Source organism: Streptomyces sp. NPDC102258 (assembly GCF_055584685.1).
Window position 1 is genome coordinate 198764 of record NZ_JBVJLO010000010.1, and the last position, 14380, is coordinate 213143.

Genomic DNA, 14380 nt, shown 5'->3' on the forward strand with positions numbered 1-14380 from the left:
GGAGCGGACCATGAACGTTGTGACCCCGGCAGGCGGCGACAGCGTGGCGGCCCGCGGCTGGCCGGGTCTCCTCGACGCCCTGCTGACCGGCCGGGACCTCGGACCGGACGACACCGCCTGGGCCATGGACCGGATCATGCGGGGCGAGGCCACGGACGCGCAGATCGCCGGTTTCATGGTGGCGCTGCGGGCCAAGGGGGAGACCGTCGCGGAGATCAACGGCATGGTGCGCGCCATGTACGCGCACGCCAACCTCATCGAGGTGCCGGGCCGGACGGTGGACATCGTCGGTACGGGCGGGGACGGCGCGAAGACGGTCAACATCTCCACCATGTCGGCGCTCGTGGTGGCCGGAACGGGCGCCAAGGTGGTCAAGCACGGGAACCGGGCCGCCTCTTCGGCGAGCGGCTCCTCCGACGTGCTGGAGAAGCTCGGCGTCAACCTGGGCCTCACCCCGGCCCGGGTGGCGGAGGTCGCCGAGGAGGCCGGCATCACCCTGTGCTTCGCCGTCAAGTTCCACCCCGCGCTGCGGCACGTGGCGGCGGCCCGCAAGGAGCTGGGCATCCGGACCACCTTCAACTTCCTCGGCCCGCTGACCAACCCGGCGAGGGTGCGCGCGCAGGCCACGGGCGTGGCCGATCCCCGGGTGGCGCCCATCGTCGCCGGGGTGCTCGCGGAGCGGGGCTCCTCGGCGCTGGTCTTCCGCGGCGACGACGGCATGGACGAACTGACCACGACGGCCACCTCGCGGGTCTGGTGGGTCCGCGAGGGCACGGTCACCGAGCTGCCGTTCGACCCGCGCGACGTCGGGATCCCGATCGTGGGTGTCGCCGCCCTGCGCGGCGAGGACGCCTCGTACAACGCGGACGTCGCCCGGCGGCTGCTGGCCGGCGAGACCGGTCCGGTACGCGACGCCGTGCTGCTGAACTCGGCGGCGGCCCTGGTGGCGCTGGATCCGGGCACCGGCTCGCTGGAGGAGCAGATCGCCGCGGGCATCGCCCGTGCGGCCGAGTCCATCGACTCGGGCGCGGCGCGGGCGGCGCTGGAGCGCTGGGTGGCCGCCAGCAACGCGTAGCCGCCGCCGTGACGAGACCCCGGTCCACATCGTGGACCGGGGTCTTGTGCGCGGGGGATCTTGTGGCAGGATGCTGACCAGGTCACGAGTGACAGCGTTTTGGCCCCGGCTCGCTGTCCGGCAACCCTCCTTCCGTGGCGGGGTGCCCCGGGTGATGACCAGGCCGTAGGCAGCGAGGTCTACGGCAAGCGCGGATCCCTCGATACCAGGGGTCCTGGGTCTTCGAGGAGCTTTTTCCGTGAGCAAGCGAATGCGATAGGGCGACTCCGCCCCTTCTTCACCCCTCGGACCAGGGTCGCCGTGGCGTACGCCCGCACCCTTCCGGGGCACTTCCCGTACCCCCGCGGCGGCCGCCGAGCGCCGCCGAGCCGCGGCCGCGTACGGGCACCGACGAAGCCATTCAGCCCTGCCTGCCGGGAGATACCGCCATGTCCGCATCCCTGAACGCCGCCACCACCTCTGCCGCTGCCCCCTCCGTCGACCCCGCCTGTGGCGCGCCGCTGCCGGTGCTCGGCCGGGACGTCACCGTGCCGCTCGTCACCGGTGGCGAGGTCACCTACGCCGCCCTCGACTACGCCGCCAGCGCCCCCGCCCTCCAGCGGGTCTGGGACGACGTGGCCGCGTACGCCCCGTACTACGGCAGCGTCCACCGCGGGGCCGGCTACCTCTCGCAGCTGTCCACCGACCTGTTCGAGCAGAGCCGTGTCACGGTCGCGGAGTTCCTGGACTGCCGCCCCGCCGACCAGGTGATCTTCACCCGGTCGACCACCGACTCGCTGAACCTGCTGGCCGCCGCCCTGCCGGCCGACTGCCAGGTCTTCGTCTTCGAGACAGAGCACCACGCCTCGCTGCTGCCCTGGGGCGACGCGCGGGTCACCTACCTCAACGCCCCCCGCACCCCCGGCCAGGCCGTCGCCACCCTGGAGCGGGCGCTGGCCGACCGGGACCCGTACGGTCCGGCGCTGGTCTGCGTCACCGGCGCGTCCAACGTCACCGGTGAGCTGTGGCCGGTCAAGGAGCTGGCCGCCGCCGCGCACGCCCACGGCGCGCGGATCGTCCTGGACGCCGCCCAGCTGGCGCCGCACCACCCGGTCTCGGTGCGGGAGCTGGACGTGGACTGGGTCGCCTTCTCCGGCCACAAGCTGTACGCGCCCTTCGGCTCGGGCGTCCTCGCCGGGCGCGCCGACTGGCTCCAGCGGGCCGAGCCGTACCTCGCGGGCGGCGGCGCCTCCCGCACGGTGGCCCGCCGCGAGGACGGCGGGGTCGACGTCGAGTGGCACACCAGCGCCGCCCGCCACGAGGCCGGCTCGCCGAACGTCATCGGTGTCTACTCCATCGCCTCGGCCTGCCGGGCGCTCAAGGAGGCCGGGTTCGAGGAGCTCGTCGCCCGCGAGCGGCACCTGATCGCGAAGGTCCGCGAGGGCCTGGCGGAGGTCCCGGCGGTGCGGGTGCTGTCCTTGTTCGGGGACGACGCGCCGCGCGTCGGCGTCATCTCGTTCGTGGTGGACGGCTGGAACAGCTCGCACTTCGCGGCCGCGCTGTCCGCGGAGTACGGGATCGGCGTCCGCGACGGCCTGTTCTGCGCCCACCCGCTGGTGCGCACCCTGCTGGGCAGCGAGCCGCAGGCCCAGGGCGAGTGCGGGGCCCCCGAGGCCGCGCCGGGCGAACGCTCGCTGAACGCGATCCGCGTCAGCTTCGGCGCCGGCACCCCCGACGAGCACGTCGAGCGCTTCGTCCGCGCGGTCCGGGAACTCGTCACGGACGGCGCCCGGTGGCGGTACCGCACCGAGGACGGCCGCTGCGTGCCGGCTTCCTGACGCCGGGGCGACGCCGGGCCGCCGCGCGGCGTGGGCCGGGTGCTACGCGTCCAGGCCGATGGCGAAGGCGGCTTCCAGGTCGTGCTGGGAGTACGTACGGAACGCCACGTGGGTGTCGGTGGCCTCGACGCCCGGGATCTTGCTGATGCGCCCGGGGATGATGTCGGCCAGGTTCTCGTGGCGGGCGACGCGGACCAGGGCGATCAGGTCGTACGTTCCGGTGACGGAGTAGACCTCGCTGACGTTGTCCAGCGCGGCGATGGACTCGGCGATCTCGGGGATGCGGTCCACGCTGGTCTTGATGAGCACGATCGCGGTGATCACGGTTGGCTGTCTCCCTCGCCGGCAGTCACTGGTCGCCTCACTCTAGTCGTACGCCGATAGCGCGCCCACGCGTACAGGAAGCCCACCGAGAAGCCCACCACGTGGGCCAGGTACGCCACCCCGGGCCCGCTCTCCGCGCGGTGCGCGGCCAGCCACTGGAGGGCGAACCAGAACAGCAGCACGATCCAGGCGGGGAAGCGCAGCGGCAGGAAGAGCAGGAACGGGAACAGGCTCGTCACCCGTGCCTTCGGGAAGAGGCAGAGGAACGCCCCGAGGACGGCCGAGATGGCCCCGGAGGCGCCGACCAGGGTCTGGTCGGAGGAGGCGTTGGCCGCCGCGTAGACCGCCAGCGCCAGGTATCCGGTGCAGACGTAGAAGACCAGGAACGGCGCCCGGCCCATCCGTTCCTCCGTCATCGCGCCGAAGACGTGCAGGAAGAGCATGTTCCCGAGCAGGTGCAGCCAGTTGCCGTGGACGAAGAGCGCGGTCAGCGGGGTCAGCAGCGGGCGTCCGGCCCCCGAGAACAGTTCGTCGGGGACCACCCCCCAGTGCCGGAAGTACGCCGTGCCCGAGGACAGCAGCCGTTCGCCCGTGCCGAAGGACGGGTTCAGGCCGGATGCCGGGCCGCACAGGAAGGCCAGGCAGCAGCCGCCGATCAGCGCGTACGTGACCACCGGGCCCCGGGCCGCCTCGCGTACCGTCCGCCACTTTACGATCATGAGACAGAGCATGACGCAGGACCACCCGCTCCGTGGTGGTGCCAGGCCGTAGGGTTACGTGCTGCGGTCCGCGTCCCCCGCGGCGGGCTGGAAACGCTTTAATTGAATGAGTTACCAAGCAGAGGGCCGTCGAGTACGCCCACCTGGACCTCGCCGGGGAGCCCAAGGTCGCGGAGCGCGAGGTGGTCAGTGAGACCATCGAGTCGGTGCGCTGTCGCTGGTGCGACGCGGTGGACCAGATCGAGCTCGTGGACAGGCCGGGCACCGGCTCCTGAGGGAGCCGGGCCCACAGTAGATCACGGTAGGGGTGACGGATTGTGGAGCCAGCAAGCGGCGCTGAGCCGGCCGACGCGGCCGGCGACGCCGCCGAGGTGCTCGACCGCCCGCTGCCGGAGGGCGTGCGGCGCCGGGTCGTCGCGCTCGTCTCGGACGCCTTCGGCGGGCTGACGGTCGCGGACCTGCCGGCGCAGTTGCGGCAGTACGCCCGTTTCACCCCGACCCGGCGCGCCAAGTTCGCCGGGAACGCCATGGCCGCCGCCGTGGAGACCGACGGCGCCTTCCGCAGCCGGGTCGCGGAGAAGCTGCGCGAGGCGCAGCCGGAGCTGGCGGGTGCGCTGGACGCGTGCGCCCCGCCCGCCGCGGCCGACCCGCTGGACGTGGCGGCCGCCGCGTACGTGCTGCGCCCGGCCGGCTGGGTCAAGCTGGTGGCCGCCGCGGGCGAGGAGGCGCAGCGCGCCGACGCCGAGCGGGTCGGCGACGAGACCCGCCGCGAGGTCGAGCGGCTGCGCGGCGAACTGGCGCAGGCCCGGGAACAGCAGCGTGCCGGGGGTGACCAGGTGCGGGCCGACCTGGACGCCTCCCGCAAGGAAGCGGAATCGCTTCAGCGCAAACTGCGCAGCGCCCTGAGCGACGTCAAGCGGGGCGAGGCGGCCCTGCGCAAGGTGACGGCGGAGATCGACGGGTTCCGGGCGGAGGCGGCCGCGCAGGTGGCCGCCGCCGAGAGCGAGACGCGGCGGCTCCGGGCCCGGCTGGCGGAGGTGGAGTCGGCGCTGGAGACCTCGCGCCGGGCCACCCGCGAGGGGCGCAGCATCGAGGACATGCGGCTGCGGCTGCTGCTGGACACGGTGCTGGACGCGGCGGCGGGACTGCGCCGCGAGCTGGCGCTGCCGCCGGTCTCGACGCGGCCCGCCGACACGGTGGAGGCCGTGCAGCCGGGCCGGATGACGCCGAAGGACATCGCGGCGCGCGCCCTGTCGGAGACCGATCCGGCGCTGCTGGACCAGTTGTTGGCACTGCCGCAGGCGCACCTGGTGGTCGACGGCTACAACGTGACCAAGACCGGGTACCCGACCATGCCGCTGGAGAAGCAGCGGCTGCGGCTGCTGGGCGGGCTGTCCATGCTGGCCGCGCAGACCGGCGCCGAGATGACCTGTGTGTTCGACGGGGCGGAGCTGGCCGCGCCGGTGCTTCTCGCGCCGCCGCGCGGGGTCCGGGTGCTGTTCTCCAAGGCCGGGGTCACGGCCGATGAGCTGATCCGCCAGCTGGTGCGGGCCGAGCCGCCCGGCCGGCCGGTGGTCGTGGTCTCCACGGACCGTGAGGTGGCCGACGGGGTGGCGAAGGCGGGGGCCCGGCCGGTGACGTCCGCGCTGCTGCTGAAGCGGCTGTCGAGGGTTTCGTAACCGGGCGCGGCCTTCGCCGCTTTCGTAACTGCTGCGCGCAATGCCGGAATTGGGTGCCGGGCGGGGAGACGTACCGTCAACTCCCCGGCACGCAGCGTGCGCCACGGGTAAAAAGGCCGCTCGGGAAGCGGAATTTTCCCGGTGGGGATTTGAACTGATCACAGGAGGGTCACTAGGGTCTGTTCAAACCTTCGTGCGGTAGTTCACCCATTCGGGGTGACGGCGGAGGTGCGCTGCCGAGCTTTGCGACCGTCTTCGGCGGCTCCAGGAAGAAGGAGCTGGCGTCCGTGGCGTCCCACCGTCGACCCAAGCCGCCCACCCGCGCCCGCGTGAGCGTGCTCACCGCCCTCGCCACCGCGGCCGTCGCCCTCTCCTCCCAGTCGGCGATGGCCGCCCCGGACAAGCCGAACAAGGACGAGGTCAAGACCAAGGTCGACGGCCTCTACGAGGAGTCCGAGCAGGCCGGCGAGAAGGCCAACGCGGCCAAGGACCGCCAGGACAAGCTGGAGAAGGAGATCGCCCAGCTCCAGGACCAGGTCGCGCGCGGCCAGGACGAGCTCAACGCACTGCGCGACACCCTCGGTTCGATGGCGACCGCCCAGTACCGCGGCGGCGGCCTCGACCAGTCCGTGGAGCTGCTGCTCTCCGGCGACCCGGAGACCTACCTCGACAAGGCCGCCACGCTCCAGCAGTTGAGCGGCAAGCAGGTCGAGGCGATAGCGAAGATCCAGGCCAAGCAGCGCAGCCTCGCGCAGCAGCGCCAGGAGGCCTCCGGCAAGCTCGCCGACCTCGCCGCCGTCCGCAAGGAGCTCGCGGAGAAGAAGGCGACCGCCCAGAGCAAGCTCGCCGACGCCCAGGCCCAGCTCAACTCCCTGACGGCGGAGGAGCGCGGCCAGCTCAAGAGCGAGGCGGCCAAGGAGGGCGCGGACGCCGCGAAGGCCGCGGGCGGGGGCGGCGGGAGCAGCGCCAAGCCCGGCGCGGTGAAGGGCTCGGGGCTGGCCGCGGCCGCCCTCGCCGCCGCGGTGACGCAGGAGGGCAAGGGCTACAACATGGGCTCCACCGGCATGGCGTACTGGGACTGTTCGAGCCTGGCGCAGTGGGCCTACGGGCAGGCCGGCGCCCAGATCAGCCGCACCACCTACACGCAGGTCAACGACGGCACGCGCATCGGCATGAGCGAGCTCCGGCCCGGTGACCTGGTCTTCTTCTACGACGACCTGCACCACGTCGGCCTCTACGCGGGCAACGGCCAGGTCTTCCACGCCTCCAACCCCCGGGGCGGCGTCAAGTACGAGGCCATGCGAAACATGCCGTTCCAGTTCGGTGTCCGCGTCGGCTGAGCCGACCGCTCCGCTTCCGCGGAGGCGCGCCGTACACCGCCCATCCGGGCGAATTGCGCGGAGCCGCCCTGACCCCACGCCCCGCCGGTGACCTGCGTCTGAGGCGGGGCGTCGGCATGTGCGCCCCCGCGGCGGTCGTTGGCCGGTGCGTGGTGGCGCCGCTACTGTCTGCCACCGCGAGACCCGGTACACGGCCGTCCTACGGGGGGCGGACCCGGGCTCCGCGCAGCGGAAGGGAGCGGTTCCACGTGGCGTCCCATCGCCGGCCCGGGCTCAGCGGCCTCGACCGGAGCACCAAAGTCACCGTCTTGACCGCCGCCGCGGCGGCCACCGTCGCCGTGGCCCTGACGGGCGCGGCCGCGCAGGCGGCCCCCGGGCTCCCGCAGGACCCCCCCACCAGTACCCGCGCCCAGGTCGACCGGCTCTTCGAAGAGGCCGAACAGGCCACCGAACGCTTCAACGAGGCCGGCGAGAAGGCCGACCGGCTGCGGGCCGAGATCAGCCGGGCCCAGGACGCGGTCGCCCGCGCCCAGGACCGCGTCAACGCCATGCGCCGGGTCCTCGGCGCCTTCGCCGGGGCCCAGTACCGCTCCGGCGGCCTCGACCCGACCGTCGAGCTGATGCTGTCCGACGACCCCCGGGACTACCTCGACAAGTCGGCCGTCCTCAACCGGCTCAGCGGCCGCCAGGCCCTGCAGCTGGGCGAACTGCGCGAGGAGCAGCGCCGGATCGGCCAGCAGCGCCAGGAGGCCTCCCGCAAGCTCGCCGAACTGGAGGCGCTGCGCACGGAGGTGGCCACCCGCAAGCGTTCCGTCACGGCGAAGCTCGCCGCCGCCCGGCAGCTGCTCAACGCCATGCCCTCGGCCGAACGGGCCGACTTCGAGCGGGCCTCGCGCTCCGGCGGCCGCGCCGACGTCCTGCCCGCCCCGGCGTTCTCCGAGGACGGCGGCCAGGCCTCGGGCCGCGCGATGACCGCCGTGATGGCGGCCCGTTCGGCGGTCGGACGGCCGTACGTGTGGGGCTCCACCGGACCCTCCGGCTTCGACTGCTCCGGGCTGATGGTGTGGTCCTACCGGCAGGCGGGGGTCTCCCTGCCGCGCACCTCGCAGGCGCAGCGGTACGCGGGCCGGCAGGTGCCGCTGTCGCAGGCCCGGCCCGGGGACCTGGTGACGTACCGCTCGGACGCCAGCCACGTCGGCATGTACGTGGGCAACGGCCAGGTGGTGCACGCCCCCTATCCGGGCGCCCGGGTGCGCTACGACCCCGTCGGGATGATGCCGATCTCCTCGGTGACCCGGCCGTAGCCCCGGCGGGGCCCTGCGTACGATCGGCGGATGACCCCCCTCCGCCGGATCCCGCGCGCGCTGCCGGTGCTGCTGTGCGTGCTGCTGCTGCTGCTGCTGCTCGCGGCGGGGGCGTGCGGGGCGCCGGGCGGGCGCGGCGCCGAGGAGGCCGGGGTGCGGGAGGCCGTCGCCGCCTGGGCGCGGACCCCGCCCGCGCGGCTCGCCGGGATCCCCCTGGAGGGATGGGCGTACGAGGTCGGCTCCGTCCGGCTGGACGGCGTACGGGCCCACGTGCGCGCCGAACTGCGCTACCGGCTCGCCGGCTACGACGCGGCCCCCGCCCGCGCCGTGGAGCTGACACGGGAGGGCGCCGCCTGGCAGGTCACCGCCGACGGGCCCGCCCCGGGGGCGCCGCCGCAGCTGTGGGACCAGGGCCGGGTGGCCGTCGTGCGCGGCGCCGCCTCCCTCGTGCTCGGCGTCGGCCAGAGCGCCGGGGTCCTGGCCGAGGTGGGCCGGGAGGCCGACCGGGCGGTGCCCGCGGTGAGCGCCGCCTGGCCGCGCGCGTGGGCCCGGCGGGTGGTGGTGCTCGTGCCGGGCTCGCTGGACGCGATGGCCGCGCTGCTCGGGAAGCCCGCCGACGCCTACCGGGGGCTGGGCGCCGTCACCACCGGAAGCACCGGCGGCGGACCGGCCCCGGCCGACCGGGTCGTGGTCAACCCCGAGGGGTACGCGCAGCTCAGCGCCGTGGGCAAGGACGTCGTCCTGACCCACGAGACCACCCACGTCGCCACCCGCGCCGCCACCACGGCCATGACCCCGCAGTGGCTGTCCGAGGGCTTCGCCGACTGGGCCGCGTACCGGGGCGGTCCGCTCGCCCCGCCCGACGCCGCGCCCACCCTCGCCCGCGCCGTCCGCGGCGGGGAGCCGCCCGGCGCGCTCCCGGCCGACTCCGCCTTCGCCTTCGGCGGCGACCCGGAGGCCACCGCCCGGGCGTACGAGGGCGCCTGGCTGGCCTGCCGGCTCATCGCGGACCGGTGGGGCGAGGCGGCCCTGGTACGGCTCTACGAGGAGGCGGGACGCACACCGCTGCCGGCCGCGCTGGAGACCGTACTCGGGACGGACCTCGCCGGGCTGACGGAGGCCTGGCGGGAGGCCCTGCGCCGGGATCTCGGCTGACGCCGTCCGGTACGTTGGCAGCGATGCACAAGACGCTGATCGTGACCAACGACTTCCCGCCGCGCCCGGGCGGCATCCAGGCCTTCCTGCACAACATGGCGCTGCGCCTCGACCCCGAGCGGGTCGTCGTCTACGCCTCCACCTGGAAGCACGGCGCCGAGGGCCGGGCGGCCACCGCCGCCTTCGACGCCGAGCAGCCCTTCCCGGTGGTGCGCGACCGCACCACCATGCTGCTGCCCACCCCCCGCGTGACCCGCCGGGCGGTGTCCCTGCTGCGCGAACACGGCTGCGAGTCGGTGTGGTTCGGGGCGGCGGCCCCGCTGGGACTGATGGGCCCGGCGCTGCGCCGGGCGGGCGCCCGCCGGCTGGTCGCCACCACCCACGGGCACGAGGCGGGCTGGGCGCAGCTGCCGGCCGCGCGGCAGCTGCTGCGGCGGATCGGCGAGGGCACCGACACCCTGACCTATCTGGGGGAGTACACGCGCTCCCGGATCGCCTCCGCCCTCACCGAGCGGGCGGCGGAGCGGATGGTCCAGCTCCCGCCCGGGGTGGACGAGAAGACCTTCCACCCCGGGTCGGGCGGCGCCGGGGTCCGGGCCCGGCTGGGCCTGACCGACCGGCCGGTGGTCGTGTGCGTCTCGCGGCTGGTGCCGCGCAAGGGGCAGGACACCTTGATCGAGGCCATGCCCCGGATCCTGGCCGCCGTGCCGGACGCGGTGCTGCTGGTCGTGGGCGGCGGCCCGTACGAGGCGGACCTGCGGGCGCTGGCCGCGCGGAGCGGGGTCGCGGACTGCGTCGTCTTCACCGGGGCCGTGCCCTGGGAGGAGCTCCCGGCCCACTACGGCGCCGGTGACGTCTTCGCGATGCCGTGCCGGACCCGCCGGGGCGGACTGGACGTGGAGGGGCTCGGGATCGTCTACCTGGAGGCCTCCGCGACCGGCCTGCCGGTGGTCGCGGGCGACTCGGGCGGGGCGCCCGACGCGGTGCTCGACGGGGAGACCGGCTGGGTGGTGCGCGGCGGCTCCCCGGACGAGGCCGCCGAGCGGATCGTCGCCCTCCTCCAGGACCCGGAGCTGCGGCGGTGCATGGGCGAGCGCGGGCGGGCCTGGGTCGAGGAGAAGTGGCGCTGGGACCTCCTGGCGGAGCGCCTGCGCGCGCTGCTGTAGGCGTACGCGGGGGCGCGCGCCGGGGCGGGCGGGAATTATCGCGCGTCGGCGGCGTTCGCGGGTGCGGTCCGGGGAATCCGGTGGCCCCGGGCGGGGTCCGGCTACGGTCGAGCCATGTCTGACTGTCACTCACATACGTGTCAGCGCGGGTTATGGCCGGTTGGGCGGAATCCGCTCATGATGCGGCCATGACACCCAACCTGACGCGCCGTCACCTCCTGGGGATCGGCGCACTCCAGACCGCGGCGACCCTCGGATTCACCCGCATCGGGCTCTCCGCGGCCGCCGCCGCCGAACCCGCCGCCGCGCAGTACGCGCCCGCCATCGTCGTCGGCTCCGGCTACGGGTCCGCCGTCGCCGCGCTGCGCCTCGGACAGGCGGGGGTGCGTACCGTCGTCCTCGAAATGGGGCGGCTGTGGGACACCCCCGGCCCCGACGGCAAGGTCTTCCCCTCCACCTCGGCGCCCGACCAGCGCTCCATGTGGTTCCGCACCCGCACCGAGGCGCCGCTCGCCCAGTTCCTCTGGCTCGACGTGGTCAACCGCGACATCAGCCCGTACCCCGGCGTCCTCGACCGGGTGAACTACGGCGACATGTCGGTCTACGTCGGCCGGGGCGTCGGCGGCGGCTCCCTCGTCAACGGCGGCATGTCGCCGACCCCCCGGCGCTCGTACTTCACCGAGGTGCTGCCCCAGGTCGACGCCGACGAGATGTACGGGACCTACTACCCGCGCGCCCGCGCCATGCTCGGCGTCAACGACATCGACCCCGGCTGGTTCGAGTCCACGGAGTGGTACCGCTTCGCCCGGATCTCCCGTAAGCACGCCCAGAACACCGGTCTGAAGACCACCTTCGTGCCCAACGTCTACGACTTCGACTACATGCGGCGGGAGGCCGCCGGGACCGCCACGAAGTCCGCCCTCGCCGGCGAGGTCATCTACGGCAACAACCACGGCAAGAAGAGCGTCGACAAGACCTACCTGGCCGCCGCGATCGGCACCGGCAACGTCACCATCGAGACCATGCAGCGCGTGGTCGGCGTACGCCCGGACCCGGCCGGGGGCTACGTCCTCACGGTGCGCACCAGCGACGTCACCGGCAAGGTCACCCAGGTCCGCGAACTCGGCTGCGCCCAGCTCTTCCTGGGCGCCGGCAGCCTCGGCACCACCGAGATCCTGCTGCGCGCCCGCGAGACCGGCGCGCTGCCCGCGCTCAGCGACCGCGTCGGGCTCGGCTGGGGGCCCAACGGCAACGTGATGACCGCGCGGGCCAACCACCTGTGGGACACGGTCGGCGCCAACCAGGCCACCATGCCCGCCCTCGGCATCGACGACTGGGACAACCCCGCCAACCCCGTCTTCGCGGAGATCGCCCCGCTCCCGATGGGCTTCGAGCACTGGATCTCGATGTACCTGGCCATCACCAAGAACCCGGAGCGCGGCCACTTCACCTACGACGCCGCCACCGACTCGGCGCGGCTCAACTGGCGGAGCGACCAGAACGCCCCGGCGGTGCGGGCCGCCAAGAACCTCTTCGACCGCGTGAACCGGGCCAACTTCACGATCTACCGCTACGACCTCTTCGGCGGCAACAGGGCCTTCGCCGACGACTTCACCTACCACCCGCTGGGCGGCTGCGTCCTCGGCGAGGCCACCGACACCTACGGCCGCGCCAAGGGCTACCGGGGCCTGTACGTGGTCGACGGCTCGCTCGTCCCGGGGTCGCTCGGGGTGAACCCGTTCGTCACCATCACCGCGCTCGCGGAGCGGAACATGGCCCGGATCCTCGCCGAGGACCCCCGGTAGCCGTACGGCCGGGCCGCCTCGGCTGTCCTGGCTGCCGTCTCAGCCCCGGTCTCAGCCCCGGTACAGCGCGTCGATCTCGTCCGCGAAGTCCTTGGCCACCACATTCCGCTTCAGCTTCAGCGAGGGCGTGATGTGGCCCGACTCCTCGGTGAACTGGGAGCCGAGGATACGGAATTTCCGCACCGATTCCGCCTTGGAAACCGCCGCGTTGCCGTCGTCCACGGCCTGCTGCACGGCGGCGATCAGCTCCGCGTCCTCGCGCAGCTCCGCCGCCGTCACCCCGGCCGGCTTGCCGTGCTCCGCCGCCCAGCGGACCAGGAACTCCTCGTCGACGGTGACCAGCGCCGCCACGAACGGCCGCCCGTCGCCGACCACCATGCACTCCGCGACCAGCGCGTGCGCCCGGATCCGGTCCTCGATCACCGCCGGGGCGACGTTCTTGCCGCCCGCCGTGACGATGAGCTCCTTCTTGCGGCCGGTGATGGCGAGGTAGCCGTCCTCGTCGAGGGTGCCGACGTCACCGGTGTGGAACCAGCCGTCGGTCAGCGCCTCGGCGGTGGCCGTCTCGTTCTTCCAGTACTCCTTGAAGATGTGCTCGCCGTGCAGCAGCACCTCGCCGTCGTCCGCGATGCGCACCACGGAGCCGGGCAGCGGCTGGCCGACCGTACCGATCTTCGTCTTGTCCCACGGGTTGAAGGCCGTGGCCGCGCAGGACTCGGTCAGGCCGTAGCCCTCCAGCACCGTGAAGCCGATGCCGCGGAAGAAGTGGCCGAGCCGCTCGCCCAGCGGGGCGCCGCCGGAGATCGCGTACTCGCCGCGCCCGCCGAGCACCGTGTGGAGCTTGCCGTAGACCAGCTTCGAGAAGAGCTTGTGCTTCAGGCGCAGGCCGAGGGACGGGCCGCCCGGGGCGTCCAGCGCGCGGCTGTAGGCGATCGCCGTCTCGGCGGCCGCGTCGAAGATCCTGCCCTTGCCGTCGGCCTGGGCCTTGGCGCGGGCCGAGTTGTAGACCTTCTCGAACACGCGCGGCACCCCGAGGATCAGGGTGGGCCGGAACGACTGGAGTTCGTCCGTGAGGTTCTTGATGTCCGGTACGCAGCCCAGCCGGATCGGCGCCAGCACGGCCGCCACCTCCACCAGGCGCCCGAAGACGTGCGCGGCCGGCAGGAAGAGCAGCACCGAGCACTCGCCGGTCCGGAAGAGCGGACTCAGGCGCTCCACCACGTTGCCGCACTCGGCGAAGAAGTTGCGGTGGGTCAGCACGCAGCCCTTGGGGCGGCCGGTGGTGCCCGAGGTGTAGACGATGGTGGCGGGGTCGTCGGCGTTGGCGAGGGTGCTGCGCGCGTCCACCTCGGCGTCGGTGACCTCCGCGCCGGCGGCCTTCAGCGTGCCCAGGGCGTCCTGTTCGATCTCCCAGACCTCGCGCAGCTCCGGCAGCCGGTCGTGCAGGGCGGCCACGGTCGCGCGGTGCGCCGGGCTCTCCACGATGACGGCGACCGCGCCGGAGTCCCCGAGGATCCACTGGACCTGTTCGGCGGAGCTGGTCTCGTACACGGGGACGGTGATGCCGCCCGCGGTCCAGATCGCGAAGTCGAAGAGCACCCACTCGTAGCGGGTACGGGAGATCAGCGCGACCCGGTCGCCCGGCTCGACGCCGGCCGCGATCAGGCCCTTGGCGGTGGCCCGCACCTCGGCGAGGAACTCCGTCGCGGTCACGTCCTGCCACCGGCCGCCGACCTTGCGGCTCATGACGGCGGTGTCGGGATGCTGGGCGGCGTTGCGGCGGATGAGATCCGTCAGGTTCCCGTCCGAAGGGACCTCGTACAGGGCCGGAAGGCTGAACTCGCGCAAGACTGCTGCTCCTCTGGGCGCCATCGCCACCGTGTGGACCGACCGGACGTTACCCACCGGTAGTGGGTTCCGGATAGAGGGAACCGGCCAGATGTTCCGTGCGTCACATTTTGTACAACGCCGTATTCCGTCGGGACCCGGGCGAGGA

11 protein-coding genes and 1 riboswitch are annotated in these 14380 nt (G+C 73.5%); of the genes, 8 read left to right on the forward strand and 3 right to left on the reverse strand.

Features of this window, described 5'->3' with window-relative positions; all coding sequences use genetic code 11:
• Positions 1 to 10: 10 nt before the first annotated feature.
• Both trpD and ACZ6ZT_RS19065 read left to right on the forward strand, forming a co-directional pair.
• Positions 11 to 1075, forward strand: a complete 1065-nt coding sequence (trpD, locus tag ACZ6ZT_RS19060; RefSeq protein WP_469720501.1) for an anthranilate phosphoribosyltransferase — start codon at positions 11 to 13, stop codon at positions 1073 to 1075.
• 80 nt (positions 1076 to 1155) lie between these two features.
• Positions 1156 to 1272, forward strand: a riboswitch (SAM riboswitch).
• A gap of 231 nt (positions 1273 to 1503) precedes the next feature.
• Positions 1504 to 2892, forward strand: a complete 1389-nt coding sequence (locus tag ACZ6ZT_RS19065; protein ID WP_469720503.1) for an aminotransferase class V-fold PLP-dependent enzyme — start codon at positions 1504 to 1506, stop codon at positions 2890 to 2892.
• A gap of 42 nt (positions 2893 to 2934) precedes the next feature.
• Here the strand turns inward: ACZ6ZT_RS19065 and ACZ6ZT_RS19070 are convergent, their stop codons facing one another.
• Positions 2935 to 3216: an Lrp/AsnC ligand binding domain-containing protein gene (locus ACZ6ZT_RS19070; protein WP_030291798.1), complete on the reverse strand. Its 282-nt coding sequence runs from the start codon at positions 3214 to 3216 to the stop codon at positions 2935 to 2937.
• A complete protein-coding gene (locus tag ACZ6ZT_RS19075) occupies positions 3213 to 3935 on the reverse strand; it encodes a rhomboid family intramembrane serine protease (protein ID WP_469720505.1) in 723 nt (240 codons plus the stop codon). The genes ACZ6ZT_RS19070 and ACZ6ZT_RS19075 overlap by 4 nt, the downstream gene beginning before the upstream one ends.
• Positions 3936 to 4249: 314 nt before the next feature.
• On the opposite strand from ACZ6ZT_RS19075, the gene ACZ6ZT_RS19080 reads away from it, so the two are divergent.
• The 6 genes from ACZ6ZT_RS19080 (at position 4250) to ACZ6ZT_RS19105 (ending at position 12384) form a co-directional block, all read left to right on the forward strand.
• Positions 4250 to 5614 (forward strand): NYN domain-containing protein, encoded by a 1365-nt coding sequence (locus ACZ6ZT_RS19080; RefSeq protein WP_469720672.1) that lies wholly within the window; start codon positions 4250 to 4252, stop codon positions 5612 to 5614.
• Positions 5615 to 5901: 287 nt separating this feature from the next.
• On the forward strand, positions 5902 to 6954 hold the full coding sequence (locus ACZ6ZT_RS19085) for a C40 family peptidase (protein ID WP_469720507.1): 1053 nt from the start codon (positions 5902 to 5904) through the stop codon (positions 6952 to 6954).
• 248 nt (positions 6955 to 7202) lie between these two features.
• Complete coding sequence (locus ACZ6ZT_RS19090; RefSeq protein WP_469720509.1) at positions 7203 to 8258, forward strand: C40 family peptidase; 1056 nt, start codon at positions 7203 to 7205, stop codon at positions 8256 to 8258.
• A 30-nt stretch (positions 8259 to 8288) separates the two neighbouring features.
• Positions 8289 to 9413 carry a hypothetical protein gene (locus tag ACZ6ZT_RS19095; RefSeq protein WP_469720511.1) on the forward strand — a complete coding sequence of 375 codons (1125 nt, stop codon included), beginning with the start codon at positions 8289 to 8291 and terminating at the stop codon, positions 9411 to 9413.
• 23 nt (positions 9414 to 9436) lie between these two features.
• Positions 9437 to 10579, forward strand: a complete 1143-nt coding sequence (locus ACZ6ZT_RS19100; RefSeq protein WP_469720513.1) for a glycosyltransferase family 4 protein — start codon at positions 9437 to 9439, stop codon at positions 10577 to 10579.
• Between the two features lie 188 nt (positions 10580 to 10767).
• Positions 10768 to 12384, forward strand: coding sequence for a GMC oxidoreductase (locus ACZ6ZT_RS19105; RefSeq protein WP_469720515.1), 1617 nt, complete (start codon positions 10768 to 10770; stop codon positions 12382 to 12384).
• 51 nt (positions 12385 to 12435) lie between these two features.
• Here the strand turns inward: ACZ6ZT_RS19105 and ACZ6ZT_RS19110 are convergent, their stop codons facing one another.
• A complete protein-coding gene (locus ACZ6ZT_RS19110; RefSeq protein WP_469720517.1) occupies positions 12436 to 14232 on the reverse strand; it encodes an AMP-dependent synthetase/ligase in 1797 nt (598 codons plus the stop codon).
• Positions 14233 to 14380: the final 148 nt, after the last annotated feature.

Excerpts from the sequence above, each read along its gene's own strand:
- trpD (WP_469720501.1), top strand. The coding sequence starts at position 11 with ATGAACGTTGTGACCCCGGCAGGCGGCGACAGCGTGGCGGCCCGCGGC.
- ACZ6ZT_RS19065 (WP_469720503.1), top strand. The coding sequence starts at position 1,504 with ATGTCCGCATCCCTGAACGCCGCCACCACCTCTGCCGCTGCCCCCTCC.
- ACZ6ZT_RS19075 (WP_469720505.1), bottom strand. The coding sequence starts at position 3,935 with ATGATCGTAAAGTGGCGGACGGTACGCGAGGCGGCCCGGGGCCCGGTG.
- ACZ6ZT_RS19095 (WP_469720511.1), top strand. The coding sequence starts at position 8,289 with ATGACCCCCCTCCGCCGGATCCCGCGCGCGCTGCCGGTGCTGCTGTGC.
- ACZ6ZT_RS19100 (WP_469720513.1), top strand. The coding sequence starts at position 9,437 with ATGCACAAGACGCTGATCGTGACCAACGACTTCCCGCCGCGCCCGGGC.
- ACZ6ZT_RS19105 (WP_469720515.1), top strand. The coding sequence starts at position 10,768 with ATGACACCCAACCTGACGCGCCGTCACCTCCTGGGGATCGGCGCACTC.